General features: G+C 70.6%; 22 protein-coding genes and 2 tRNA genes. 14 read left to right on the forward strand and 10 right to left on the reverse strand.

Annotated features, from left to right (window positions below):
• Positions 1 to 128: 128 nt before the first annotated feature.
• Both ACZ6C1_RS12385 and ACZ6C1_RS12390 read left to right on the forward strand, forming a co-directional pair.
• Positions 129 to 584: an NUDIX hydrolase gene (locus ACZ6C1_RS12385; RefSeq protein WP_469240210.1), complete on the forward strand. Its 456-nt coding sequence runs from the start codon at positions 129 to 131 to the stop codon at positions 582 to 584.
• 91 nt (positions 585 to 675) lie between these two features.
• The gene (locus ACZ6C1_RS12390) at positions 676 to 1,818 is read left to right on the forward strand and encodes a serine hydrolase domain-containing protein (RefSeq protein ID WP_469240211.1); all 1,143 of its coding nucleotides are present in this window, start codon (positions 676 to 678) and stop codon (positions 1,816 to 1,818) included.
• A gap of 17 nt (positions 1,819 to 1,835) precedes the next feature.
• On the opposite strand, the gene ACZ6C1_RS12395 is transcribed toward ACZ6C1_RS12390, so the two are convergent.
• Together ACZ6C1_RS12395 and pepN are read right to left on the reverse strand one after the other, a co-directional pair.
• Positions 1,836 to 2,822 (reverse strand): hypothetical protein, encoded by a 987-nt coding sequence (locus ACZ6C1_RS12395; protein WP_469240212.1) that lies wholly within the window; start codon positions 2,820 to 2,822, stop codon positions 1,836 to 1,838.
• A gap of 495 nt (positions 2,823 to 3,317) precedes the next feature.
• The gene (pepN, locus tag ACZ6C1_RS12400) at positions 3,318 to 5,867 is read right to left on the reverse strand and encodes an aminopeptidase N (RefSeq protein ID WP_469240213.1); all 2,550 of its coding nucleotides are present in this window, start codon (positions 5,865 to 5,867) and stop codon (positions 3,318 to 3,320) included.
• A gap of 149 nt (positions 5,868 to 6,016) precedes the next feature.
• Between pepN and ACZ6C1_RS12405 the strand changes: the two genes are divergently transcribed.
• Positions 6,017 to 6,658, forward strand: a complete 642-nt coding sequence (locus ACZ6C1_RS12405; RefSeq protein ID WP_469240214.1) for a mycothiol-dependent nitroreductase Rv2466c family protein — start codon at positions 6,017 to 6,019, stop codon at positions 6,656 to 6,658.
• A gap of 121 nt (positions 6,659 to 6,779) precedes the next feature.
• On the opposite strand, the gene ACZ6C1_RS12410 is transcribed toward ACZ6C1_RS12405, so the two are convergent.
• From ACZ6C1_RS12410 to ACZ6C1_RS12425, 4 genes are all read right to left on the reverse strand, one after another.
• The gene (locus ACZ6C1_RS12410) at positions 6,780 to 7,424 is read right to left on the reverse strand and encodes a superoxide dismutase (protein ID WP_469240215.1); all 645 of its coding nucleotides are present in this window, start codon (positions 7,422 to 7,424) and stop codon (positions 6,780 to 6,782) included.
• Positions 7,425 to 7,502: 78 nt separating this feature from the next.
• Positions 7,503 to 8,555 (reverse strand): glycerophosphodiester phosphodiesterase family protein, encoded by a 1,053-nt coding sequence (locus ACZ6C1_RS12415; protein ID WP_469240216.1) that lies wholly within the window; start codon positions 8,553 to 8,555, stop codon positions 7,503 to 7,505.
• 145 nt (positions 8,556 to 8,700) lie between these two features.
• A complete protein-coding gene (locus tag ACZ6C1_RS12420) occupies positions 8,701 to 10,110 on the reverse strand; it encodes an amino acid permease (protein WP_469240217.1) in 1,410 nt (469 codons plus the stop codon).
• A gap of 161 nt (positions 10,111 to 10,271) precedes the next feature.
• Positions 10,272 to 11,657 carry an amino acid permease gene (locus tag ACZ6C1_RS12425; RefSeq protein WP_469240218.1) on the reverse strand — a complete coding sequence of 462 codons (1,386 nt, stop codon included), beginning with the start codon at positions 11,655 to 11,657 and terminating at the stop codon, positions 10,272 to 10,274.
• A gap of 250 nt (positions 11,658 to 11,907) precedes the next feature.
• Between ACZ6C1_RS12425 and ACZ6C1_RS12430 the strand changes: the two genes are divergently transcribed.
• Positions 11,908 to 12,492, forward strand: a complete 585-nt coding sequence (locus ACZ6C1_RS12430; RefSeq protein ID WP_469240219.1) for a biotin transporter BioY — start codon at positions 11,908 to 11,910, stop codon at positions 12,490 to 12,492.
• A 112-nt stretch (positions 12,493 to 12,604) separates the two neighbouring features.
• On the opposite strand, the gene ACZ6C1_RS12435 is transcribed toward ACZ6C1_RS12430, so the two are convergent.
• The gene (locus ACZ6C1_RS12435) at positions 12,605 to 14,038 is read right to left on the reverse strand and encodes an amino acid permease (protein WP_469240220.1); all 1,434 of its coding nucleotides are present in this window, start codon (positions 14,036 to 14,038) and stop codon (positions 12,605 to 12,607) included.
• A 149-nt stretch (positions 14,039 to 14,187) separates the two neighbouring features.
• On the opposite strand from ACZ6C1_RS12435, the gene ACZ6C1_RS12440 reads away from it, so the two are divergent.
• Positions 14,188 to 14,676, forward strand: a complete 489-nt coding sequence (locus ACZ6C1_RS12440) for a ribose-5-phosphate isomerase (RefSeq protein ID WP_469240221.1) — start codon at positions 14,188 to 14,190, stop codon at positions 14,674 to 14,676.
• A 394-nt stretch (positions 14,677 to 15,070) separates the two neighbouring features.
• Positions 15,071 to 15,880, forward strand: coding sequence for an Fpg/Nei family DNA glycosylase (locus tag ACZ6C1_RS12445; protein WP_469240222.1), 810 nt, complete (start codon positions 15,071 to 15,073; stop codon positions 15,878 to 15,880).
• On the opposite strand, the gene ACZ6C1_RS12450 is transcribed toward ACZ6C1_RS12445, so the two are convergent.
• Positions 15,868 to 17,097: a GNAT family N-acetyltransferase gene (locus ACZ6C1_RS12450; RefSeq protein WP_469240223.1), complete on the reverse strand. Its 1,230-nt coding sequence runs from the start codon at positions 17,095 to 17,097 to the stop codon at positions 15,868 to 15,870. The two genes, ACZ6C1_RS12445 and ACZ6C1_RS12450, sit on opposite strands and share 13 nt — an antisense overlap.
• 106 nt (positions 17,098 to 17,203) lie before the next feature.
• Between ACZ6C1_RS12450 and ACZ6C1_RS12455 the strand changes: the two genes are divergently transcribed.
• Positions 17,204 to 18,349 (forward strand): SpoIIE family protein phosphatase, encoded by a 1,146-nt coding sequence (locus ACZ6C1_RS12455; protein ID WP_469240224.1) that lies wholly within the window; start codon positions 17,204 to 17,206, stop codon positions 18,347 to 18,349.
• Between the two features lie 10 nt (positions 18,350 to 18,359).
• A complete protein-coding gene (locus ACZ6C1_RS12460) occupies positions 18,360 to 18,809 on the forward strand; it encodes an HD domain-containing protein (protein ID WP_469240225.1) in 450 nt (149 codons plus the stop codon).
• Here ACZ6C1_RS12460 and ACZ6C1_RS12465 read toward each other — a convergent pair.
• The gene (locus ACZ6C1_RS12465) at positions 18,796 to 19,908 is read right to left on the reverse strand and encodes an acyltransferase family protein (RefSeq protein WP_469240226.1); all 1,113 of its coding nucleotides are present in this window, start codon (positions 19,906 to 19,908) and stop codon (positions 18,796 to 18,798) included. The genes ACZ6C1_RS12460 and ACZ6C1_RS12465 overlap by 14 nt on opposite strands.
• A gap of 398 nt (positions 19,909 to 20,306) precedes the next feature.
• Between ACZ6C1_RS12465 and ACZ6C1_RS12470 the strand changes: the two genes are divergently transcribed.
• Both ACZ6C1_RS12470 and ACZ6C1_RS12475 read left to right on the forward strand, forming a co-directional pair.
• Complete coding sequence (locus ACZ6C1_RS12470; protein WP_469240227.1) at positions 20,307 to 20,501, forward strand: hypothetical protein; 195 nt, start codon at positions 20,307 to 20,309, stop codon at positions 20,499 to 20,501.
• Positions 20,502 to 20,570: 69 nt separating this feature from the next.
• The gene (locus tag ACZ6C1_RS12475; protein ID WP_469240228.1) at positions 20,571 to 20,936 is read left to right on the forward strand and encodes a cupin domain-containing protein; all 366 of its coding nucleotides are present in this window, start codon (positions 20,571 to 20,573) and stop codon (positions 20,934 to 20,936) included.
• Between the two features lie 62 nt (positions 20,937 to 20,998).
• Here the strand turns inward: ACZ6C1_RS12475 and ACZ6C1_RS12480 are convergent.
• Positions 20,999 to 21,072 (reverse strand) — tRNA-Gly (locus ACZ6C1_RS12480).
• Positions 21,073 to 21,205: 133 nt separating this feature from the next.
• Here ACZ6C1_RS12480 and ACZ6C1_RS12485 point away from each other — a divergent pair.
• The 4 genes from ACZ6C1_RS12485 (at position 21,206) to ACZ6C1_RS12500 (ending at position 24,433) form a co-directional block, all read left to right on the forward strand.
• Positions 21,206 to 21,282, forward strand: a tRNA-Pro gene (locus tag ACZ6C1_RS12485).
• A gap of 175 nt (positions 21,283 to 21,457) precedes the next feature.
• A complete protein-coding gene (gene tig / locus ACZ6C1_RS12490; protein WP_469240229.1) occupies positions 21,458 to 22,843 on the forward strand; it encodes a trigger factor in 1,386 nt (461 codons plus the stop codon).
• 252 nt (positions 22,844 to 23,095) lie between these two features.
• Complete coding sequence (locus ACZ6C1_RS12495) at positions 23,096 to 23,713, forward strand: ATP-dependent Clp protease proteolytic subunit (protein WP_469240230.1); 618 nt, start codon at positions 23,096 to 23,098, stop codon at positions 23,711 to 23,713.
• Between the two features lie 45 nt (positions 23,714 to 23,758).
• Positions 23,759 to 24,433 (forward strand): ATP-dependent Clp protease proteolytic subunit, encoded by a 675-nt coding sequence (locus tag ACZ6C1_RS12500; RefSeq protein ID WP_344355836.1) that lies wholly within the window; start codon positions 23,759 to 23,761, stop codon positions 24,431 to 24,433.
• Positions 24,434 to 24,449 lie beyond the last annotated feature (16 nt).

Raw genomic sequence — 24,449 nt, forward strand, 5'->3', positions numbered from 1 at the left:
CATCGAAGACGAATCGGCCTCAAAGGCCCATATGTAGTTGACTGTTCACCTTTCCAAGGGGTGTGCGGTCCGTGTGCGGTCCGAAATCCCACCGGCGCGTCCGGCCCTGGCCCGTCTAATCTCGGCCCATGAACGAGAGGTTGAGAGTCGCCGCCTACGCCGTGTGCGTACGGGACGAACGGATCCTGCTGGCCCGGGGAATCGTCACCGACGGCACCAGGGAATGGACCCTGCCCGGCGGTGGCATGGACCACGGGGAGGACCCCCTCGACACCGTCGTGCGCGAGGTGGAGGAAGAGACCGGCTACCGGGCCGAGATGACGGCTCTCCTCGGCATCGACTCGATACGCCGGCGCTACACCCGCCGGCTGGGCGCCGCCACCGACTTCCAGGGCCTGCGCATCCTCTACGAGGGCCGGATCACCGGTGGCGACATGCGCCCCGAGGTGGGCGGCTCGACCGACCTGGCCGCCTGGCACCCGCTGGAGGACGTCCCCTCCCTCGTACGCGTCGGAGTCGTCGACGTCGGACTGCGGCTGTGGCGTGAACGGCCCGCCGCCGGACGCCTCACGCACAACGGCTGAAACACGCTCAACGCTTCCGGACCGGGCAACGCGCCCGACACCGTCCGAGTCCTGCCCCGTGACCACACGTCGCGCAGAGGGGAACTCCGGCATGTCCGTACGGAAGACACTGTCCGCCGTGGTGCTGGCGGCAGCGCTCACCGCCACCGCCTTCACCGCTCCCGCCCTGGCCGGGGAGAGGACCGCGGACCGGCACCGGCCCACCCAGGAGGCCGTCGACGCCCTCGTCCGGGCCGGCCTCCCCGGCGCGCTCGCCCAGGCGCAGGACCGGCACGGCACCTGGAACGGCACCGCGGGCGTCGCCGACCGCACCACCGGCCGCCCGCGTCTGCCGCAGGACCGCTACCGCGTCGGCTCCATCACCAAGACCTTCGTCGCCACGGTCGTGCTGCAACTGGAGGCCGAGGGCAGACTGGACCTCGACGACACGGTCGAGCGCCGGCTGCCCGGCGTCGTCCGGGGCAACGGCCACGACGGCCGGAAGATCACCATCCGCCAACTGCTCAACCACACCAGCGGCGTCTACGACGTCACCGTCGACCCGGGGTTCCAGGAGAAGGTCTTCGGCCCCCGCTTCCTGGAACACCGCTACGACACCTGGACCCCGCGCCAACTGGTGGACATCGCCATGCGGCACGAGCCGGACTTCGCCCCCGGCACCGACTGGCGCTACTCCAACACCAATTACCTGCTGGCCGGCATGGTCATCGAGAAGGTCACCGGGCGGCCCTACGGGAAGGAGATCGAACGCCGCATCCTGAAGCCGCTCGGACTGCGCGCCACCAGCGTGCCCGGCACCGACCCGAAGATGCCCCGGCCGAGCGGCCGGGCGTACTCCACCCTCTCCGCGGAGCCCGGTGCGACCGTCCACGACGTCACGGAGCTGAACCCCTCCATCGCCTGGGCCGCGGGCGAGATGATCTCCGACTCCGCCGACCTCCAGCGTTTCGTCAGGGCACTGCTCAAGGGCGAGCTGCTGCCGCACCGGCAGATGAAGGAGATGACCACCACGGTCGCCGTGGGCGAGGACATGCCGTCCGCGCGGTACGGCCTGGGCGTGATGGTGCGGAAGCTGAGCTGCGGCAAGGAGGTGTGGGGCCACAGCGGCGGGATCCACGGCTCCGGTTCGGACATGGTGGCCACGCGGGACGGCAGGCACTCGCTCACGTCGAACGTCAACGGCGACTGGGCGGGAGACACCCAGGCGGTCGTCGAGGCCGAGTTCTGCGGCTGAACCGGCGGGCGTCCGGCCTACCGTGGCAGGACGACCACATAGGCGGCCGGGGCGCGGTCCCCGGCCGCCATCAGCGCGGTACGCACTACGACCGCCTGCTGTACCAGGGCGTCCCGCAGCTTCCGGGGTGTGATGTGGACGACGGTGATGCCGAGCCGCTCCATGTGCTCGCGCTTGCGGGTGTACTCCGTCCACACCGTGTCGTCGTGCTGGCGCGGGGAACGGGTGTCGAGCTCGACGGCGACGGCATGGTCCGGCCAGTACGCGTCCACACCACCCAGGTGCGGGCCCCCCGGCAGCCGGAGGTCGACGTTCCACAGGGGCTCCGGCAGGCCGTGCGTCCGCACCATCTCGTACAGCCGGTCCTCGGCCAGCGCCCGACCCTCGGCGAGCAGCGAGTCGACGGCGTCCACGACGTGCGGCCGCACCAGCAGTCGCAACCGGTTCAACTCCCGCACCACCGCCGCCGGTTCGCAGTGGCCGGCACGCACGGCCTCGGTCAGCAGCCGGCGTACGGTGTGGGCGTCGCCGAGCTGCGCGACGGCGTCCGCCAGCGCGCGGGCCACCGGGGCGACGGCCACACCGGTCACCTCCACCGGCTTCGGCAGCTCCTGCGCACGCACCACCCGTACGTACCCCGTGGACCGCAGCCGCCGGGTGCGGGGGACCAGGACGTCGACGCGGTCCAGCGACGGCAGCGGCGGGGCGGCGGTGAACCGGTACAGCGCCAGCGCGGCGAGCCCGGTGATCATCGCGTCGGACGGCTGCGGGCGCCGGTCGGCGTACAGCAGCGCGGCGTGCAGCCGCTCCTCGCTGGTGGGCGGGCCGGGGTGCAGCAGGTACACCCCCGGCAGGAGCTGCTGCCAGGGCCCGCCTGCCCGGCACTGCGCGTCGGCCTCGGCGGCGGACACGCCGTGCGCGCGCAACTGCGCGGCGGACAGCACGCGCCGCCGGTCGGCGGCCAGGTGGGACAGGGGGCGGGGGGAGAGCGGGGTGTTCGTCATGCCCGGGGGTTTCCCGCCAACTGACCGGCCGCTAACCGCTGTTACAGGTCCGTCGACAATCCGGGACATCCCCGTCCTAAAGTACGTGCGTTCGACTGCCGATCAGGGGCCCCGATCACGCCTCCGACCTGGGCGGCGGCCTCCCGCCCGCACCCGTGTCCGCCCGGGGAACAGGCGCCCGAGCCGCACGTCCGCCCACCACCGCGCCGGCGCCCCGCCACGACCCGGCGCCCACCCGATGGCCGGAAGCATCCCCGTACGGAGGCACGTCATGCCTCCGCACGGGGCACCCGCCCGAAGATCCGCCGGTGAACCGCCGAGAACCGCCGAGAGCCGCCGGGGCGCCCGGCCTCGGCCCCGAGCCGGGGCGGCACCGTGACTCCCTGCCGGGGTTCACCGTGACTCCCGGCCGGGGTTCACCGTGCCTCCCGGCGGGCTCGCCGCGGCCGGGAGCCGGGGCGTCCGGCCGTGGGTTCCGGCCGGGCCCTCCGGGCGTCAGCCCGCCGACGCGTCGCGGGCCTGGGCGCGAAGGGCGCGGGCCAGGTCGTCGCGGGACTCCAGGACCAGGCGGCGCAGCGCGGGGGCGGCCGACTCATGGGCGGCGAGCCACGCGTCGGTGGCCTCCAGGGTCGAGGGGTCGTCCTGGAGGGACGGGAACAGGCCCCGCACCACGTCCATGCCGATCTGGATGGACCGCTCGGCCCACACGCGCTCGATCGCGTCGAAGTACTTCGGCGCGTACGGAGCGACCAGCGCCCGCTGCGACGCCTGGCCGAAGCCCGCGATCGTCGCCTCCACCAGCGCGTTCGACAGGGCGTCCGACTCGACGACCTGCGCCCAGGCCTGCGCCTTGACCGCCTCCGACGGGCGGGCCGCCAGGCAGCGCACCTGGTGGCGCTTGCCGGACGCGGTGTCGTCGCGCGCCAGCTCCGCCCCGATCACCGCCTCGTCCGCGCGGCCGTGCGCGGCCAGCGCCTCCAGGAACGACCAGCGCAGCTCCTGGTCCACGTCCAGGCCGTCGATCTTCGCCGTGCCGTCCAGCAGCCCCTCCAGGAGGGCGAAGTCGGCGGCACCCGTGGCCGTCGCCGCGAAGAACCGCGCCCATGTCAGCTGGTGCTCACTGCCCGGCTCCGCGGCACGCAGCTCCGCGAGGGCGCCCTCGGCCAGCAGCCTGCCGCCCTCCTCGCGCCACTGGGGCGCCGCGTAGTGGACCAGCGCGGTCCGCGCCCAGGCGTGCAGCATCTGCAGCACCCCGATCTCGGACTCGCGCCCGGCGAACGTCAGCACCAGGGACACGAAGTCCCGCGCCGGCAGCAGCGCGTCCCGCGTCAGGTTCCACAGCGCCGACCAGCACAGCGCCCGCGCGAGCGGGTCCTTCAGGTCGCCCAGGTGGGCCCGCAGCGTGTCGAGGGAGGCCTCGTCGAAGCGGACCTTGCAGTAGGTGAGGTCGTCGTCGTTGACCAGCACCAGCGCCGGGCGTTCCGCCCCCGCCAGCTCCTCCACCACGGTCCGCTCACCCGTGACGTCCACCTCGGCACGGGCGTACCGCACCAGCTCGCCCTCCGGCGACAGCCGGTACAGGCCCACCGCCACCCGGTGCGGCCGCAGCTCCCCGCCCTCCTGGAGCACGGCGAGCTCGGACACGCGGCCGTCCGCGTCGTACGAGACGACCGGCGCGAGGACGTTGACGCCCGACGTCTCCAGCCAGGACCGGGACCAGGCCTTCATGTCGCGCCCCGACGTCTCCTCCAGCACCGACAGCAGGTCGCCCAGGCGCGTGTTCCCGTACGCGTGCCGCTTGAAGTACCGGCGGGCGCCCTCCATGAACGCGTCCCGGCCCGCGTAGGCCACCAACTGCTTGAGCACCGCGGCGCCCTTGGCGTACGTGATCCCGTCGAAGTTCAGCTTGGCGTCCTCCAGGTCACGGATGTCGGCCGTGACCGGATGCGTCGAGGGAAGCTGGTCCGCCCGGTACGCCCATGCCTTGCGGCTGTTGGCGAAGGTCACCCAGCTGTTGGTGAAGCGGGTGGCCTCGGCCAGCGAGAAGGAACCCATGAAGTCCGCGAAGGACTCCTTCAGCCACAGGTCGTCCCACCACTTCATGGTGACCAGGTCGCCGAACCACATGTGCGCCATCTCGTGCAGGACGACGTTCGCCCGGCGCTCGTACGCCGCCTGCGTCACCTTGCCGCGGTAGATGTACTCCTCGCGGAAGGTCACCATGCCCGGGTTCTCCATGGCGCCCAGGTTGTACTCGGGCACGAAAGCCTGGTCGTACTTCCCGAAGGGGTAGGGGTAGGCGAAGTTGTCGTGGAAGAAGTCGAAGCCCTGCTTGGTGACCAGGAAGACGTCGTCCGCGTCGAAGTGCTTCGCCAGGCTCCTGCGGCACATCGCGCCCAGCGGGATCTCCAGCTCACCACGCCGGTAGGTGTCCGTCACGCGGTGGTACGGACCGGCCACGACACAGGTGATGTACGTCGAGATCGGCGCGGTCTCCGCGAAGCGCCAGACGCCTCCCTCGCGCGACTCCTCCGCGCCGTTGCTCCACACCGTCCAGCCCTCGGGAGCCGTCACCTCGAACCGGAACGGCGCTTTCAGGTCGGGCTGTTCGAAGTTCGCGAACACGCGCCGCGCGTCGGCCGGCTCGTACTGCGTGTAGAGGTAGACCTCGCCGTCCTCCGGGTCGACGAACCGGTGCAGGCCCTCGCCGGTCCGGCTGTACGCGCACTGCGCGTCCACCACCAGCACGTTCTCGTCCGCCAGGCCGTCCAGCGCGATCCGGGACCCGTCGAAGACGGCCGCCGGGTCCAGCTCCCGCCCGTTGAGCGTCACCGCGTTCACCGACGGGGCGATCAGGTCCACGAACGTCGCCGACCCCGGCGCGACACGGCGGAACCGGATGGTCGTCAGCGAACGGAACGTGCGCCGCTCCGACTCGCTCTCCCCGACGGCGGACCGCAGGTCGAGGGCGACCTCGTACCCGTCGACGGACAGCAGCTCGGCCCGCTCACGGGCCTCGTCGCGGGACAGATTCTCACCGGGCACGGGCGGCACTCCTTCGTGGCTCGTTGGTACCGGAGCGATCCTCCCATGCGGCACTGACGCGGGCAGCACGCGGGAATGACCGGGCCGCCGCCCGCGTTGGGACCGGGGATGAGCACGGCCGATCACGAGTGCAGACCATGAGGAGTGACATGTCCGAGAGCAGGACCACCGCCGACTTCTGGTTCGACCCTCTGTGTCCCTGGGCGTGGATGACCTCCCGCTGGATGCTGGAGGTCGAGAAGGTCCGCCCGGTCGACGTGCGCTGGCACGTGATGAGCCTCGCCGTCCTCAACGAGGACAAGCTGGACCAGGTCCCGCCGGAGTACCGCGAGATGCTGGAGACCCAGGCGTGGGGACCGGTCCGGGTCGTCATCGCCGCCCAGCAGCTGCACGGCGACGAGGTGGTCGGCAAGCTCTACACCGCGCTCGGCACCCGTTTCCACAACAAGGGCGAGGGCCCGACCCACACGGCGATCCGCGAGGCGCTGGAGGACGTCGGCCTGCCGGTGTCCCTCGCCGAGTACGCCGGCAAGGACACCTACGACGCCGAGCTGCGGGCCTCGCACAACGAGGGCATCAGCAAGGTCGGCCAGGAGGTCGGCACCCCGGTCATCGCGGTGCCCGGCCCGGACGGCGAGCAGATCGCCTTCTTCGGACCGGTGGTCACCCCCGCCCCGAAGGGCGAGGAGGCGGCCCGCCTGTGGGACGGCACGCTGATGGTGGCGTCGATCCCCGGGTTCTACGAGATCAAGCGCACCCGTACGCAGGGCCCCGATTTCAGCAACCTCTAGCACCCGCCCGCGTACAGAAGGCCCCCCGCGAGTCCTGTCCTCGCGGGGGGCCTTCCTCCATCCGCCTGCCCGGTGAAGGTTGAGAAGACGATCACGAGCAGGACGTTTCACGGCGCCGTCGTCAGGGCGCGATCAGCGGCGTGCGCTCCTTGGCGCCGGCGTAGCGCCGGGCCACGTCCTGCCAGTTGACGACCTCCCACATGGCCTCGATGAAGTCCACCTTCTGGTTCTTGTACTGCAGGTAGAAGGCGTGCTCCCAGGCGTCGAAGACCAGGATCGGCACCGAGCCCTGGCCGACGTTGCCCTGGTGGTCGTAGACCTGTTCGACGATGAGGCGGCCGCTGACCGGCTCGTAGGCCAGTACGCCCCAGCCCGAGCCCTGGGTGGTCGCCGCGGCCTTGGACAGCTGGGTCTTGAACTTGGCGAAGGAGCCGAACGACGCGGCGATCGCGTCGGCGAGTTCGCCCACGCCGTCCGCCGCCAGCGGCTCGCCGCCACCGCCGTTCTTCTTGCCCGTCATGTTGTGCCAGTAGATGGAGTGCAGGATGTGGCCGGAGAGGTGGAACGCGAGGTTCTTCTCCAGGCCGTTGATGGAGCCCCACTGCTCCTTGTCGCGGGCCTCTTCCAGCTGCTCCAGCGTGTCGTTCGCGCCTTTGACGTAGGCCGCGTGGTGCTTGTCGTGGTGCAGCTCGATGATCTGCGGGTTGATGACCGGCTCGAGCTCCGCGTAGTCGTACGGAAGTTCAGGAAGTGTGTAGATCGCCATGTCCGAGCCCTCCGACTGCTGCTGCTTATTGCGAACTATATGCAAGTGCAGGCTAACAGCAGCAAGTCGTCGAGTTGATCAGTCCTTCGTCCTAGGACGCGAGTCCCTGGCGATCACCGCCAGGTCCGGGAAGTCCGTCACCACGGCGTCCACCCCGAGGCCGAAATGGTGGGCGTACTCGGCGAAGGCGTCCCCGAAGGCGTCCGGGTCGGTGCCGCGCCGCAGCTCGGCCGGCAGGTACCGGTTCTCGGCCCGGAAGGTGTACGCGCCGACCTTCAGCCCCGCCGCGTGGGCGTCCGCGAGCAGGGGCGAGGGCGGCACCAGGGACGACTTGTCGGGGCCGATCCACCGGGCGTACGCGGCGATCGCGCGCAGCCCGGACGGGGTCGTCATGTCCCGGTAGGTCATGGGGTGCCCGTACGGGCCACCGCTGGTGCCGAGGGCCTGCCACAGCGGGACGCGCAGCCCCTCCCCGGCGAGCCGCAGCAGGCTGGACGGCTCGAAGGACTGGATCACGCACTCGCGGGGCCCGAGCCGGCTCTCGCGTACGGCGTCGGCCAGTACCGGCTCCAGGGGCAGGCCGAGGGAGCGGAAGTAGGTCGGGTGCTTGGTCTCCGGGAAGACCGTGACGGTCCGGCCGTGGCGGCGGGACAGCCGGCGCGCCAGATCGACGACCTCCTGAAAGGTCATCACCTGCTGGTGCCCGTCGAAGACGGTGTTCCGGTTCCGTACGAGCGGCAGGCGCTCGACCGCACGGAGGGTCTTCAGCTCCGCGAGGGTGAAGTCCTCGGTGAACCAGCCGGTGACGGCCCGCCCGTCGACGGTCTTCGTGGTGCGGCGGCCCGCGAACTCGGGGCGCCGGGCGACGTCCGTGGTGCCCGAGATCTCGTTCTCGTGGCGCACCACGAGGTGGTGGTCGCGGGTGGCGACGAGGTCCGGCTCGATCCAGTCGGCGCCGGTCTCGACGGCGAGCGTGTACGAGGCGGCCGTGTGTTCGGGGCGCCAGCCGGCCGCGCCCCGGTGGCCGATCACGAGCGGCCCGTCTGCGGGCCCGGCGAGGGCGGGAGCGGGGGACAGGGAGCCGGCGGCGGCGGTCGCGCCCGCCGCGAGGAGTACCGAGCGACGTCTCATGGGCCCGGACGGTAGGCCCACGGCGGGGCCGCGCCCAGGTCACTTCACGCCCCGTGCGGGCGGTTTTCACCTCCCGTACCTCACGGAACCGCGCAAAAGGAGGAGCCCCGGCGCGTGACGCGCCAGGGCTCCCCACGGTGACCGGTCAGGCGGACTTGGCCGCCACGAGCTTCTGCCGGACGAAACCGACGACGGCCAGGCACAGCGTCAGGCCGCCCGTGTAGTAGAGCTGCACGCGGGTGTCCGGCTCACGCGCCATCAGGACGAAGACCGCAGCCATGCCGGCGAGCGCCACCCAGGTCAGGTACGGGTACAGCCACATCTTCACGACCAGCTTCTCGGGCGCCTCGCGCTCCAGCCGGCGGCGCAGCGCCAGTTGCGACACGGCGATGAAGAACCACACCACCAGGATGATCGCGCCGATCATGTTGAGCAGCCAGGCGAAGAGGTCGTCCGGCCGCCAGTAGCTGAGCAGCACGCACACGAAGCCGAACACCGACGACGTCAGCACCGCGACGCGCGGCACCCCGCCGGAGATCCGGCCGAGCAGCTTCGGGCCCTGGCCGCGGGCGACCAGCGAGCAGGCCATGCGGGAGGCGCCGTAGATGTTGGCGTTCATCGCGGAGAGCAGGGCGACGAGCACGACCACGTTCATGATCTGACCGGCGGCCGGGATGCCCAGGAAGTCCAGGGTGGCGACGTACGGGCCCTTCTCGGCGACCGACTCGTGCGTCCAGGGCAGCAGCGTCACGACGACGGCCATCGAACCGACGTAGAAGATCGCGATCCGCCACATCGCCGTACGCACGGCCTTGGCGACGCCCTGGACCGGGTGCTCGGACTCGGCGGCGGCGATGGTGACCGTCTCCAGGCCGCCGTACGCGAAGACCGAGGCGAGCAGACCGACGATCAGGCCCTCCGTGCCGTTGGGCATGAAGCCGCCGTGGCCGGTGAGGTTGGTGGCGCCGGGGGAGTCCGTGCCGGGCAGGACGCCCGCGATGGCCAGGACGCCGATGCCCAGGAAGAGGACGATCGCGCCGACCTTGAGCGCGGCGAACCAGAACTCGAACTCACCGAAGTTCTTCACGGCCGCCAGGTTCGTGGCGCAGAACAGCGTCATGAACAGGGCCACCCAGACCCACTCCGCGGTGCCGGGGAACCAGCCCACCATGATCTGCGCGGCGCCCATGCCCTCCAGGCCGACCGCCACACACATCAGGAACCAGAAGGACCAGCCCGCCGTGAAGCCCGCCCACGGGCCGATGGCCCGCTCGGCGTGCACCGAGAACGAGCCGGAGGCCGGGTTGGCCGCCGACATCTCGCCCAGCATGCGCATCACGAGCATGACGAGGGTGCCGGAGATGGCGTACGCCAGGACGATCGACGGCCCGGCGGCGGCGATGGCCTGGCCCGAGCCGACGAACAGTCCGGCGCCGATGACGCCGCCGAGGGCGATCATCGACAGGTGGCGTTGCTTGAGGCCGTGCGTGAGCGGCGCGTCGCCCGGCGGCGAGTCGACCGGAGCCGACTCGGCGGGCGCGGTGGTCCGAGACATGGGCGTGCCCTGTTCCGTAGCTGAGACGGGTGCGGAGGTACGTGTGCGGCCCACGAGTCCGGGCCGGGGCACAGTCTGGGCGGGCGCACCGCTCACAGGGAACAACTGCCCGCTATACGGACACCGTGCTCACACAATGTGAACGAGCACTCACATAATCATCACACCGGCCGGGTGCGCAACTCCCTTACCCACGCCACCACGAGCACCGCTCCCGTCGCCGCGCCCGACCACAGCACCTGCGGCCGGGAACCGTCGTCCAGCAGCATCAGCACCAGGACCGCCGCCATCGCCGCCAGTGCCGCCCACGTCAGCCACGGGAAGCCCCACATCCGGAGCGTCAGCTTCTCGGGCGCCTCGCGCTCGATACGCCGCCGCAGGCGCAGCTGTGACACCGCGATCAGGCTCCAGACGAACAGCAGCACCGCCCCGACCGCGTTCAGCATGTAGAGGAAGACCGAGTCCGGCCACTTGAGGTTGAGCAGTACGGAGACGAAGCCGAACGCCACCGACGCCAGCACCGCCCGGCGCGGCACCCCGCCGCCCGACACCGCGAGCAGCCCCTTCGGCGCCTCGCCCCGCTCCGCGAGCGAGAAGACCATCCGGGACGAGCCGTACAGGTTCGCGTTGAGCGCCGACAGCAGCGCCACGAACACCACGACGTTCATGATCTGGCCGGCTCCCGGCACACCGATCGCGTCCAGCACGGCCACGTACGGGCTCTGCCCCGGCTCCATCGACGTCCACGGCAGCAACGTCACGATGACCAGCATCGAACCGACGTAGAAGAAGAGGATGCGCCACACCGCGCTGCGCACCGCGCGCGCCACATTGCGGGCCGGGTCCTCCGACTCGGCGGCGGCGATCGTCACCACCTCCAGGCCGCCGAACGCGAACACCACCGCGAGCACCCCGGAGACGACCCCGTCCCAGCCGTTGGGAAGGAAACCGCCCTGCCCGGTCAGGTTCGCGAGCCCCACCGGCTCCGTGTCCGGCAGCCATCCGCCGATGGCCAGGACCCCGAGGCCCAGGAACAGCACGATCGCGCCGACCTTGAGCGCGGCGAACCAGAACTCGAACTCACCGAAGTTCTTCACCGCCGCCAGGTTGGCGACCGTGAACACCACCATGAAGACCAGCACCCAGGTCCACTGCGGGACCCCCGGCACCCAGCCGTTCGCGATCCGGGCCGCGCCCGTCGCCTCCACGGCCAGCACGACCACCAGCAGGAACCAGTACAGCCAGCCGACCGAGAACCCGGCCCACCGGCCCAGCGCCCGCTCCGCGTGCACCGAGAAGGCGCCGGACGCCGGCATCGCCGCCGACATCTCCCCGAGCATCCGCATGACGAGCATCGCGAGCGCTCCGGCGATCAGGTACGACAGGACGATCCCCGGCCCCGCGACCGCGATCCCGGCGCCCGAGCCGACGAACAGCCCGGCGCCGATCACCCCGCCGAGGCCGAGCATCGTCAGGTGCCGCTGCTTCAGCCCGTGCGACAGGGGTTCCGGCGCGGGGGCGAGCGGGGTGGGCGGGGCGTCGTGCATGGCGCTCGTACTCTCAGGTATTTGGAAGGACCCCACAGTCTCTCCGCTCGCGCCCTCCCGGCGCAAAAGGGACCGTCCACTCGGCATCCCTAGTGACGAGCATCACGCCGATCGTGGCGTATCCGAGCTCTTTGTGTGAACCCCACCAACGCCCGGTCAACGGCTTTGTCGTCGACCGACGGTGATCGGGCGTTCACGCGTGGGCTACGGTCAGCCTGTTCCGAACCGCCCTACATCCGCCGGAGTCCCGATGAGCACCGCCGCCGCCCCCATCCGCCACGGAGTGGTCCTCGCCGACCTTCTTCCGGCGAGCCGAGTCCGCGACATCGCGCTCGTCGCCGGAGGCGCCGTGCTCACCGGTGTCGCCGCCCAGATCGCCGTGCCGGTTCCCGGCTCGCCCGTGCCGGTCTCCGGACAGACCTTCGCCGCCCTGCTCGTCGGCACCGCCCTCGGCGCCCGCCTCGGCTTCCTCTCCCTCGCGCTGTACGCGGCGGCGGGGATGGCCGGCGTGCCGTGGTTCGCCCAGGCCACGTCCGGGTACGCGATGCCGTCCCTCGGCTACATCCTCGGCATGCTGCTCGCCGCCACCGTCGTGGGCGCCCTCGCCCGGCGGGGCGCCGACCGCTCCGTGCCGCGCATGGCGGGCACCATGGCGCTCGGCTCCCTGATCATCTACGCGGTCGGCGTGCCGTACCTGGCCCTGGCGACCGGCATGAGCCTGCCGCAGGCGGTGGCCGCGGGCCTGACGCCCTTCCTGATCGGCGACGCGCTCAAGGCGGCGCTGGCGATGGGCGTGCTGCCCACGGCGTGGAAGGTCATCGGCCGGAAGGGCTGACGCCGTCCCCGCTGACGTCCTTCCCGCCGACGTCGCTTCTGTTGATCATGCGAAAGGCTCTCCGTCCACGCGGTGTGGACGGAGAGCCTTTCGCGATACCCGACGGGAACCGTCAGGTACGGAGCTGCTTCTTGCGCGCCCGGTCCAGCACGACGCCGATCGTCACCACGACGACCGCGACGAAGATCGAGGACAGCACCACTTCGCGGTTGTCCTTGTCGTAGACCATGTAGCCCAGCACGAAGGTGATCATCGCGGCGGTCGCCCACGTCAGGTACGGGAAGAGCCACATCTTCACCGTCAGCTTCTCGGGCACCTCGCGCAGCAGGATCCCGCGCATCCGGAGCTGGGTGAAGCAGATCACCAGCCAGACGAACAGGGCGACGGCGCCGGAGGAGCTCAGCAGGAAGTCGAAGACCGTGTCCTTGTACGCGTAGTTCGCCCAGACCGCGCCGAAGCCGAAGACCACGGAGCCCAGGATCGCGGCGGTCGGCACGCCCTTGGCGTTGACCTTGGCGAAGGCCTTCGGCGCGTCACCGCGCTCGCCCAGCGAGAACGCCATGCGGGAGGCGGTGTACAGGCCCGAGTTCAGGCAGGACAGCACGGCCGTCAGCACGATCACGTTCATGATCTGGCCGGCGTGCGGGATGCCGATGGAGTCCAGGGCGGCGACGTACGAGCCCTTGTCGACGATCGACTTGTCGTTCCAGGGCAGGAGGGTCAGGACGACGAAGATCGAGCCCAGGTAGAAGACGGCGATACGCCAGATCACGCTGTTGGTGGCCTTGGTGACCGCGCGGCGCGGGTCCTCGGACTCACCGGCGGCCAGGGTGACGATCTCGCTGCCCATGAAGGAGAAGACGACCATCAGGACACCGGTGAGGATGGCGCCCGCGCCGTTCGGCATGAAGCCGCCGGCGTCCGTGAGGTGCGCGAAGCCCGCCCCCGGGTTGTCGGAGCCCGGCAGGAAGCCGAACACGGCCAGCAGGCCGATCACGACGAAGGCACCGATGGCGACGACCTTGATGCCCGCGAACCAGAACTCGAACTCGCCGTACGACGCGACCGAGACGAGGTTGGTGGCGGTCAGCACCACCATCACGATGAGCGCCCAGGCCCACTGCGGCACGGCCGGTATCCAGCTCTCCAGGATGACCGCGCCCGCGGTCGCCTCGACCGCCAGCACCACCACCCAGAAGAACCAGTACAGCCAGCCGATCGAGAAGCCCGCCCAGCGGCCGAGGGCGCGGTCGGCGTACGCGGAGAACGAGCCCGAGTTCGGGCTCGCGGCGGCCATCTCGCCGAGCATGCGCATCACGAACACGACCATCGCGCCGACGAGCATGTACGACACGAGGATCGCGGGGCCGGCCTTGGCGATGCCGCCGGAGGACCCGACGAACAGGCCGGCGCCGATCACTCCACCGATGGCGATCATGGAAAGGTGACGGTTCTTGAGTCCGGCCTTGAGACCGTCGGAGGACTGCGGAGTACCGGGTTCCCCGGTGCTTCCGCCTTCCTTCTGCAGGGTCGGCTGCGTCGTCATGGACGATTCCTAACGTCTGTGCGGTACTCGGGTTACGAGCCCGTGCATGCAAGCACGAGACCCGGACGCACCGAAAGACCCGATTCCGGATCGTGATACGCGGGCCCCGATGACCGGTCCCGCACCGCGCGCGTGCCACACTCGGACCCATGCGCGTGTACCTCGGCTCCGACCATGCCGGCTTCGAACTCAAGAACCACCTCGTCGAGTGGCTCAAGGCCCACGGCCACGAGCCCGTCGACTGCGGTCCCCACATCTACGACGCCCAGGACGACTACCCGCCGTTCTGCCTCCGCGCGGCCGAGAAGACCGCCGCGGACCCCGACAGCCTGGGCATCGTCATCGGCGGCTCCGGCAACGGTGAGCAGATCGCCGCGAACAAGGTGAAGGGCGTGAGGGCCGCGCTGGCCTGGAGCGAGCAGACCGCCGCGCTCGGCCGCGAGCACAACAACGCGAACGTCGTCGCGATCGGTGGCCGGATGCACACGGTGGAGGAGTCCACCACGTTCGTGGAGACCTTCCTGAACACCCCGTACTCGGGTGAGGAGCGTCACACGCGCCGCATCGAGATGCTGTCGGCCTACGAGACCACCGGCGAGCTCCCCCCGATCCCGGCCCACCACCCCCACCAGGACTGACCCGGCGCCGGTCCCCCGCTGCGGGCAGCCACCCCGCGGGGCCCCTCCCCGTTGTGGGCAGTCGTCCCGCAGGGTGGCGGGGGTCCCCCTGCTCGAGCGAAGCCGAGAGCTTGGGGGAGGGTGGGCACAACGGGACGGGGCGGTGCCTTCCGGCGGTTCGCACCAGGGCGGCGCCCCTGACCGGGTGACCCACGGGGCGGCCCCCCGCCCTGCGGCCACCCCCGGTGGGTGAGGGGCGTGGCCCCTCCGGGCTCACCTCCTCGAGGCCGGCGGCCTCAGGGCTCGCGCAAGGGAGCCCTTCCGTTGCCGCCGACCTCTGCGGGGGCGACCCCGCACAGCCCCACCCCGGGCGGTACGCCGAGTGCGGGACTCACACACGAGGAGACGCCCAGCCATGCCCGAAGGGCATACGATCCACCGCCTCGCCGAGGACCACCTCGCCCGCTTCGGCGGGCACCCCGTCCGCGTCACCAGCCCCCAGGGCAAGTTCTCCGACAGCGCCGCGCTGCTCGACGGGCAGGTCCTCCACGGCGTCGACGCGCACGGCAAGCACCTGTTCCTCGGTTTTCGGGACAGCGGCTGGGTGCACATCCACCTCGGGCTGTTCGGCAAGGTGGCGTTCGGGGACGCGCCCGCGCCGCCGCCCACCGACACGGTGCGGCTGCGGATCGCCGGCGCCGGGGCGTACATGGATCTGCGCGGGCCCACCACCTGCGCACTGATCACCGAGCCGGAGAAGCGGGCGATACACGAGCGCCTGGGGCCGGACCCGCTGCGCGACGGCGACGACCCGGACAGGGCGTGGCGGCGTATCTCCGCGAGCCGCACCACCGTCGCGGCCCTGCTCATGGACCAGAAGGTCATCGCGGGCGTCGGCAACGTCTACCGCGCAGAGGTCCTCTTCCGGCACGGCATCGATCCCTACCGCGCGGGAAAGGACCTCACCCGGGCGGAGTGGGACGCGATATGGGCCGACCTCGTGGCGCTGATGCGCGAGGGCGTGCGCAACAACCGCATCGACACGGTGCGTCCCGAGCACACCCCCGAGGCCATGGGCCGCCCGCCGCGCGTGGACGACCACGGCGGTGAGGTGTACGTCTACCGCCGGGCGGCCATGCCCTGCCACATCTGCGGCGGCGAGATCCGCACCGCCGGTCTCGCCGCCCGCAACCTCTTCTGGTGCCCCACCTGTCAGAAGCCGTGAGGCAGCCAGGGCGCGACCGCGGAGCCGAAGGCCAGGGACGCCTCGGCCAGCGCGCCCTGCCGCAGCTCCCGCACCAGCCCCGCGCCGGCCAGTGACGCCAGCGAGGTACCGCCCAGGTACGCCGCGCCCAGCTCCCGTACCGACAGGGCGAGGTCCGCGGGGTCGTTCGTACGGGAACACACCGCGCCCTTGGGGTCACCGGACAGCCGCCAACGCCCCGTGTTCCACGGGCAGAAGGCGTCGTCCACCTCCAGGACCACGTCCACCGGCGCCTGGTACGTGCGGGCCTCCAGCGCCGCGCCCACGTCCACCAGGCGTACGTGCATCCCGTCCCGGACGCGCACGCCGCAGCGCCGGATGTCGGACACCAGGTGCTGCCACGGGTCGTCCACCGGGCGGTTGTGGATCAGGACCGTCGACATCAGGTCGATCCCGCACAGGAACCGCCACACCGCCGCGTAGGCCGCCGGGTCCAGCGCGCCCATGCTCCGCAGCAGCACCGTGCCCTTCGGGCCCTCCGCCGCCCACTCCGGCTTGGTGCTGTACAGCGCGAACCCCACGGCCTCGCCGTCCCGCTCGGCCAGCACGCACTGCAGCGGTGACGCGCCGTCCCGGGTTTCCGGCGGGTCCAGCAGCGGCAGCCGCTCCCAGCCGGGGCGGCGGGCGAGCATCCCGGGCCGCCCGGCGACCAGCCGCGCGTACACGGCCTCGCACGCCCCGCTCGCCTCCGTGGGCGGGACGAGCCGCAGGGCTACGTCATCCGTCCCCTCCGGTACGGACAGCCGCACCCGATCCGTATCGATCTCCGCACGGAGCTGCCGGGTGGCGATGCCGTACCCGAATCGCCCGTAAATAGCCGGTTCCGATGCCGTCAGCACGGCCAGCGGCTCGCCCCACGCGAACACGTCGTCGAGCTGGCGCCGCATCATCGACCTGAGGATCCCGCGCCGCCGGTGCGTCGACGCCACACTCACCAGCGTCACGCCCGCCGCGGGCACCAGCGCGCCCCCCGGCACGGACAGCCGGAACGTGAACGCCCCGGCCGTACCGACGCACACGTCGCCGTCCCAGACGCCGATCGAGCGCTCGTGCTCGGTGAGCGCCTCCCACAGCTCCCGTTCCTGCCGAGCCTCCGGCACCCCGCCGAAGGCCAGCTCCAACTGCCCGTACCAGGCGTCCCATTCGGCTGACCGGAGCACACGTAACTCTGTCGTCATATGCCATGCGTATCAGGCGCCCGGTGCCGGGGCGACTCAATTTCGAACGCAATGTCGCAGGGGTCCCCCTGCACGGGGCCCCACCGGGTGGATAGGGTCCAGGCCAATGGCCCGTAGCGCACGAGTGGACGCGTACCTGGCCCGGATGCGGAAGTCCGCCCGCCGGGTCAAGGTCGGCTTGCGCAAATCCGGCGTCGACTACTTCCGTGGTGACGGCTCCGACTGGATCGCCCTGGTGGGCCTGCTGCTCACCGTCCCCGCGATCACGCTCCTCACCGTCACCACCCCGGTGTGGGCCGCCCCGGCCGCGCTGGTCCTGCCCATCGTCGCGGGCGGCCTGCTGCTGCGCCCGGCGAGCCTGCTGGCCCTGTACGCGGCAGCCGCGGGCGCCCTGATCGTCGAGTCCGCCGTCCTCGGCCCCTACCCGGAGGGCGCCGCCCGGGTCACGCCCGGCACGGTTCTGGTGGTGGCCGCGTGCGGACTCTTCGGGCTGCTGATAGCCCAGTTCCGGGCCCGGGTCGGCGTCCCGTGGCGGCGCGGCGGGACCATGCTGTTCGACCTGCGCGAACGCATCCGGGTGCAGAGCGCCCTGCCCCGGCTGCCCAAGGGCTGGCACCACGAGATGGCGCTGCGCCCGGCGGGCGGCCAGTCCTTCTCGGGCGACTTCGTCGTCGCGGCCCGCACGCACGGCGGGCGCACCCTGGAGGTCGTCCTCACCGACGTGTCCGGCAAAGGCATGGACGCGGGCTCCCGCGCCCTGCTGCTGTCCGGCGCCTTCGGCGGGCTGCTGGGCTCACTGCCGCCGCACGGCTTCCTGCCGGCGGCCAACGGCTACCTGCTGCGCCAGGACTGGGACGAGGGCTTCGCCACCTCGATCCACTTGGTGCTGGACCTGGACTCGGGCGACTACGAGCTGCTGTCGGCGGGCCACCTCCCGGCGCTCCAGCTGCACGCGGGCAGTGGCCGGTGGGAGGAGAAGGCCGCGGAGGGCCCGCTGCTCGGCGTGTACGACGGCGCCGAGTTCCATCCGGTCAAGGGCTCCCTGCGGCCCGGTGACGTCCTGATGCTGTTCACCGACGGCCTGGTGGAGGCGGCGGACCGGGACATCGCCGAGGGCATCGACCGGCTCACCGGCGAGGCCGACCGCTATGTGGCGTCCAGCTTCGAGGGCGCGGCGTGGCACCTCATCGAAGCGTGCGCCAAGGACGTCAACGACGACCGGGCGCTGCTGCTCATCACCCGTGACGCATAGGGGACATCGCATGGCGTATCTGACACTGGTCGAGGTCGAGGCGATCGCCCGGGAGGCCCACGCCGGCCAGACCGACAAGGCGGGCCGTCCCTACGCCGAACACCTCCAGGCGGTGGCCGACGGGGTTCGGGCCCGGGGCGGCAGCGACGAGCAGGTGGCCGCGGCGTGGCTGCACGACGCCGTGGAGGACGACAAGCTGTCCGAGGACTGGCTCCGGGACGCCGGGCTGCCGCGGTCCGTCAAGGACATGGTGCTGGCGCTCACCAAGCGGCCGGGCGAGGACCTGGAGGCGTACACCGCCCGCGTCCTGGCCGTGGAGGGTGCCCGCCTCGTCAAGGAGGCCGACCTCGCGCACAACGCCGACCCGGAGCGCCTCGCCGTCCTGGACGAGGCGACCCGGGCCCGGCTGACGGCCAAGTACGCGAGGACACGGGCGCTGCTGGGGCTCAGCGCCGGCTGAGGCGGGCCGCGTCGCGGCGGAAGGCCCAGCCCATGTCCGGTTCGGTCACCCACCGCAGTGCCCGTCGCACGGGCGGGGTGCACATCAGGGTCACCGCGGCGGCGGCCACCAGCGTGACGACGATCCGCCCGCCGGGTGTGTCGAGCCGGTAGGCGGGAACGAGCGCCCAGTAGTCCATGCCCTTCACCAGGAACCCGTGCAGCAGGTAGCCGCAGATGGTGCCCGCGCCGAGGGCGGTGAACCAGGTGCGCCGGCGCGGCACCCAGGCGAGGAAGGCCACCGTCAGTACCAGGGCGCAGCCGAAGAGCGCGAACGTCATGACCGGCCCCGCCCACCAGGGCGCGTCCAGCTCCTCGGCGCTGGTGGAGCGGTAGAACCAGCTCATCCGGATGTCCGGCGCGATCCAGTAGGTGAACGCCAGGGCGCCGAGGGCGACCGGCACGGCCGCCGGCCGGACGCCGCGCCGCCGGACCAGCTCGAAGTGCTCGGGCTTCAGCGACAGGCCCAGCACGAAGAACGGCAGGAACTGCAGGATCCGCTGGAGGTCCAGGTCCTGGCCGATGCCGGGGGTGAGGGAGCCCAGCGCGGCGATGACCAGGGCGACGGGCAGCGGGTGGCGGAGGGCGCGCCACAGGGGCGTGGACAGCCGCCAGACGAACAGCGCGACCAGGAACCAGGTGAGGTAGATCGGGTCGGTCAGGCTGAGGGCCTGGTCGGGGGTGTGACCGGCCCAGCGCCGGTAGAGCGAGTACGCCACCTCGAACACCACGTACGGCACGACGAGCCCGCTGACCAGTCGCTTCAGCTGGTCGGGCCGACCGGTGAAGCTCCGCGAGAAGTACCCGGAGATCAGGATGAACGCCGGCATGTGGAAGGTGTAGACGAACATGTAGAGCGCTCTGGTCGCCCGGCTGCCGTCCATGACGGGCTCCCAGGCGTGCGCCATGGCGACGAGCACGATCGCCAGGTACTTGGCGTTGTCGAAGAACGCGTCCCGGCCGGGTCTGTCCGTCCCGCGCTCGCGGGTGCTCGTCCTGGTCTCGGGCTCCCCGACCGGTGGGAGCAGGGTCTGCTGATTTCCATGCGGAGCCTGGAACATCTGAGGCACCCTAGCCACGCCTCCGCCAATTCGTAAAACCCGGTGGAATCTCTTCCATTCGTTTCTGACACCACCCGCAACCGCCCCCTATGCCCCAATTAATCCCGCTTAAATGGTGCATATTGCTACGGCGTCTTCGGCGGAGAATTACCTGCCGGGCACGCTGCGAATTTGTTGTGACCAATATGTGTGCGTCGCGAAACGATCACATTGAATTCGTAGTCCGCTTTTCCTTCCGCCGCCCGGCCCGGCCAGGGTCTCGGCGCGTACTCGTGTGAACGATGTGTCAGCGGGCCTCCCACGTGGGGATGTTGGTGGCACGATGGAGCGAACGGGGGGCGCCGGGCCGCGCACCCCGGGGCCGGCAAGGCGGACCGACCGAGGGTGTGTGATCAGTTGTGGCCATTTCACTGTCCGTGGTGCTGCTGTTGGCGATCATCCTGGTGGTGTTGATCCGCGGCGGCTCCCTCAAGGCGGGCCCGGCGATAGTCGCCGTCCTTTTCGGCTTCTTCCTCGCCTCGTCCGGGATGGCGCCCTCAATACAGCGCTTCCTCGACTCGATCGCGCGCACGATCAACCAGATCAGTTTCTGATCGGCTCCGGTCGCAGCCGGTCATGCGGGAGCCCAGACTGGAGGGAGGGGAGCCAGTCGAGGAGGACCCATGACGGGAATGACGCGCGACGAGACCCCCGTCGCCATCCAGAGCGACGGCGTGGAACTGCGGGTGCGGGAGGTCGGCGGTGACATGACCGCCGCCTTCATCACCCTTCCCCGGGGTACGGACATGCGTCCCGCGCTCAAGGGCATGAAGGACGACCTGTGCCAGTGCCCGCACTGGGGCTATGTGTTCAAGGGCCGGCTGAGGATGCACACGCAGGACGGCCAGGACGACTACGAGGCGGGGCAGACCTTCTACTGGGCGCCGGGCCACGCGCCCGAGGCGCTGGAGGACTGCGAGTTCCTGGACATCTCACCCACGGACAAGTTCACCGAGGTCATCGACCACGTGAAGGCGCAGATGGGGTGAGCGGGCGCACGACAACGGCCCGGTGGGAAGCTCACCGAGCCTCCCACCGGGCCGTGGCCGGATGGAGCGGGCGACGGGAATCGAACCCGCGTAGCTAGTTTGGAAGACTAGGGCTCTACCATTGAGCTACGCCCGCAGTAAACGCACCGCGGGTCCAAGGACCGCGGCACGAACGCATCGTCATCGTAGCGGGTCGGGCCGGGTCGTCGCACACCCCTTGAACGTGCCGACGCACCGCCGTGGGGCATGTACCCTACGTGTCGCAGCGACGGGGTGTGGCGCAGCTTGGTAGCGCGTCCGCTTTGGGAGCGGAAGGCCGTGGGTTCAAATCCCGCCACCCCGACCACATCAGACGCGCCGGATCATGCGCGCAACCAAGATCACATTGTGGGCCTCATCCCGCTTGCGGTTACTATGCAAGCTGCGTGCCCGTGTGTCTCTCTGACCGGGCCGAATCCGCCGGAACCGCCCGCAAGCGGCATCGGCAGAATCCAAGAATCAGCCACCAAGGAGACCGAACCGTGAAGAGCGCCGTGGAGACCCTGAACCCGACCCGGGTTCGGCTCACTGTCGAGGTGCCCTTCGAGGAGCTCAAGGACAGCCTCGACGCGGCGTACAAGAAGATCAACCAGCAGGTCACGGTCAAGGGCTTCCGCAAGGGCAAGATCCCGGCTCGTGTCATCGACCAGCGGTTCGGCCGTGGTGCGGTGCTGGAGGAGGCCGTCAACGACGCCCTCCCGAAGTTCTACACCGAGGCCGTCAACGAGGCCGAGGTCAACCCGCTGGGGCAGCCCGAGGTCGACATCACCGAGCTGAAGGACGGCGAGCTGCTGGCCTTCACCGCCGAGGTCGACATCCGCCCGACGATCGAGATCCCGGACTACTCCGGCATCGAGGTCACCGTCGACGCCGTCGAGGTCACCGACGAGGACGTCGAGAAGTCCGTGCAGCAGCTGCGCGACCGCTTCGCCTCCACCAACCCGGTCGAGCGCGCCGCCGCCGAGGGCGACGTCGTCACGATCGACCTGGAGGCCAAGGTCGACGGCGAGGTCCTGCCGGACGGTGTCGCGAGCGGCGTGCAGTACACGATCGGCTCCGGTGAGCTCCTCGACGGCATCGACGAGGCCGTGACCGGCCTGGAGGCCGGTGGCGAGGCCACCTTCACCTCCGAGCTGAAGGGTGGCTCCGCGGAGGGCAAGGAGGCCGAGGTCACCGTCAAGGTCACCCAGGTCGCCGCCCGTGAGCTCCCCGAGCTCGACGACGACTTCGCCCAGATGGCGTCCGAGTTCGACACCCTCGAGGAGCTGAAGGCGGACAGCCGCAAGCGCCTCGAGAACATGAAGCAGTACGACCAGGCCACCCAGGCCCAGGAGCGCGTCCTGGACGAGCTGCTGAAGCTGGCCGAGGTGCCGATCCCCGAGAAGCTCCTCGAGGACGAGGTCAACACCCGCAAGCACAACCTCGAGCACCACCAGCTCGGCCAGATGGGTCTGACCCTCGAGAAGTACCTGGAGCTCCAGGGCAAGACCGTCGAGGAGTTCGAGGCCGAGACCCGCGAGCAGGCGGTCAAGGGCATCAAGACCCAGTTCATCCTGGACGAGCTGGTCAACCAGGAGAAGCTCAACGTCAACCAGGAGGAGCTCACCGAGCACCTCATGCGGCGTGCGGCCTCCTCCGGCATGAGCCCCGACCAGTTCGCCAAGGCCGTCGTCGAGGGCGGCCAGGTGCCGATGCTCGTCGGCGAGGTCGCCCGCGGCAAGGCCCTCGCGGTCGTCGTCGAGGCCGCCAAGGTCGTCGACACCAACGGTGAGCCCGTCGAGCTTGACGACGACGAGGACGAGACCGCCGAGACGGTCGAGGCCTCCTCCGACGAGTCCGACGAGTCCGAGGACAAGACCGAGGCCTGACCACCGGCCCCGGCATGAACGGTCCGACGGGCCCGATCCGCACCCGCGTGCGATCGGGCCCGTCGCCGTACGGTCCGGCGCAGACCCTCCCCGGCCCAACTACCTTGCGCTCCCAGCGAACAGTTCGGGAACCGGGATGGCGCCCGCCGACCAGCGCGTTAGGGTCCATGAATACGAGGGCAGGGGAGTACCCGCCCCCAGTACGTAAGACGCTGAGACGGCCGGAGCCGTCAGAGACGAGCAGGTGGATACGTGACGAATCTGATGCCTTACGCCGCGGGTGAGCCGTCCATCGGTGGTGGCCTCGGCGACCATGTCTACAACCGGCTGCTCGGCGAGCGGATCATCTTCCTCGGCCAGCAGGTCGACGACGAGATCGCGAACAAGATCACCTCGCAGATGCTGCTCCTTGCCGCCGACCCGGACAAGGACATCTACCTGTACATCAACAGCCCGGGTGGCTCGGTGACGGCCGGCATGGCCATCTACGACACCATGCAGTACATCCCGAACGACGTCGTCACCATCGGTATGGGCATGGCGGCCTCCATGGGCCAGTTCCTGCTCACCGGCGGCACCCCCGGCAAGCGCTTCGCGCTGCCGAACACCGACATCCTGATGCACCAGGGCTCCGCCGGCATCGGCGGCACCGCCTCGGACATCAAGATCCAGGCCGAGTACCTCCTGCGCACCAAGAAGCGCATGGCCGAGATCACCGCGCGCCACTCCGGCCAGACCGTGGAGACGATCATCCGTGACGGTGACCGCGACCGCTGGTTCACTGCCGAGGAGGCCAAGGAGTACGGCCTGATCGACGACATCATGTCTGCCGCCGCGGGCGTTCCGGGCGGTGGCGGCACCGGCGCCTGAGCGCCGACCGCCCCTCGCCCACCAGCCCCGCCGAACGCCACCAGGATGGTGAACACCCACATGAGCAACTTCTCCGCGAGCGGCCTCTACACCGGCCCGCAGGTGGACAACCGGTACGTCGTCCCGCGATTCGTCGAGCGCACCTCCCAGGGCGTGCGCGAGTACGACCCGTACGCGAAGCTCTTCGAGGAGCGCGTGATCTTCCTCGGCGTGCAGATCGACGACGCCTCCGCGAACGACGTCATGGCACAGCTGCTGTGCCTGGAGTCGATGGACCCGGACCGCGACATCTCCATCTACATCAACAGCCCCGGTGGATCCTTCACCGCGCTGACGGCCATCTACGACACGATGCAGTTCGTGAAGCCGGACATCCAGACGGTCTGCATGGGCCAGGCGGCGTCCGCCGCGGCCGTCCTGCTGGCCGCCGGTACCCCCGGCAAGCGGATGGCCCTGCCCAACGCCCGCGTGCTGATCCACCAGCCGTCCGGCGGTACGGGCCGCGAGCAGCTCTCCGACCTGGAGATCGCGGCCAACGAGATCCTGCGTATGCGGACGCAGCTGGAGGAGATGCTGGCCAAGCACTCCACCCAGCCGATCGAGAAGATCCGCGACGACATCGAGCGCGACAAGATCCTCACGGCCGAGGACGCCCTGGCGTACGGCCTGGTGGACCAGATCGTCTCCACCCGCAAGAGCACCGCAGGGGCGGCAGCCTGACGGCCCCACCTTCCCT

The organism is Streptomyces sp. NPDC041796, assembly GCF_055590785.1.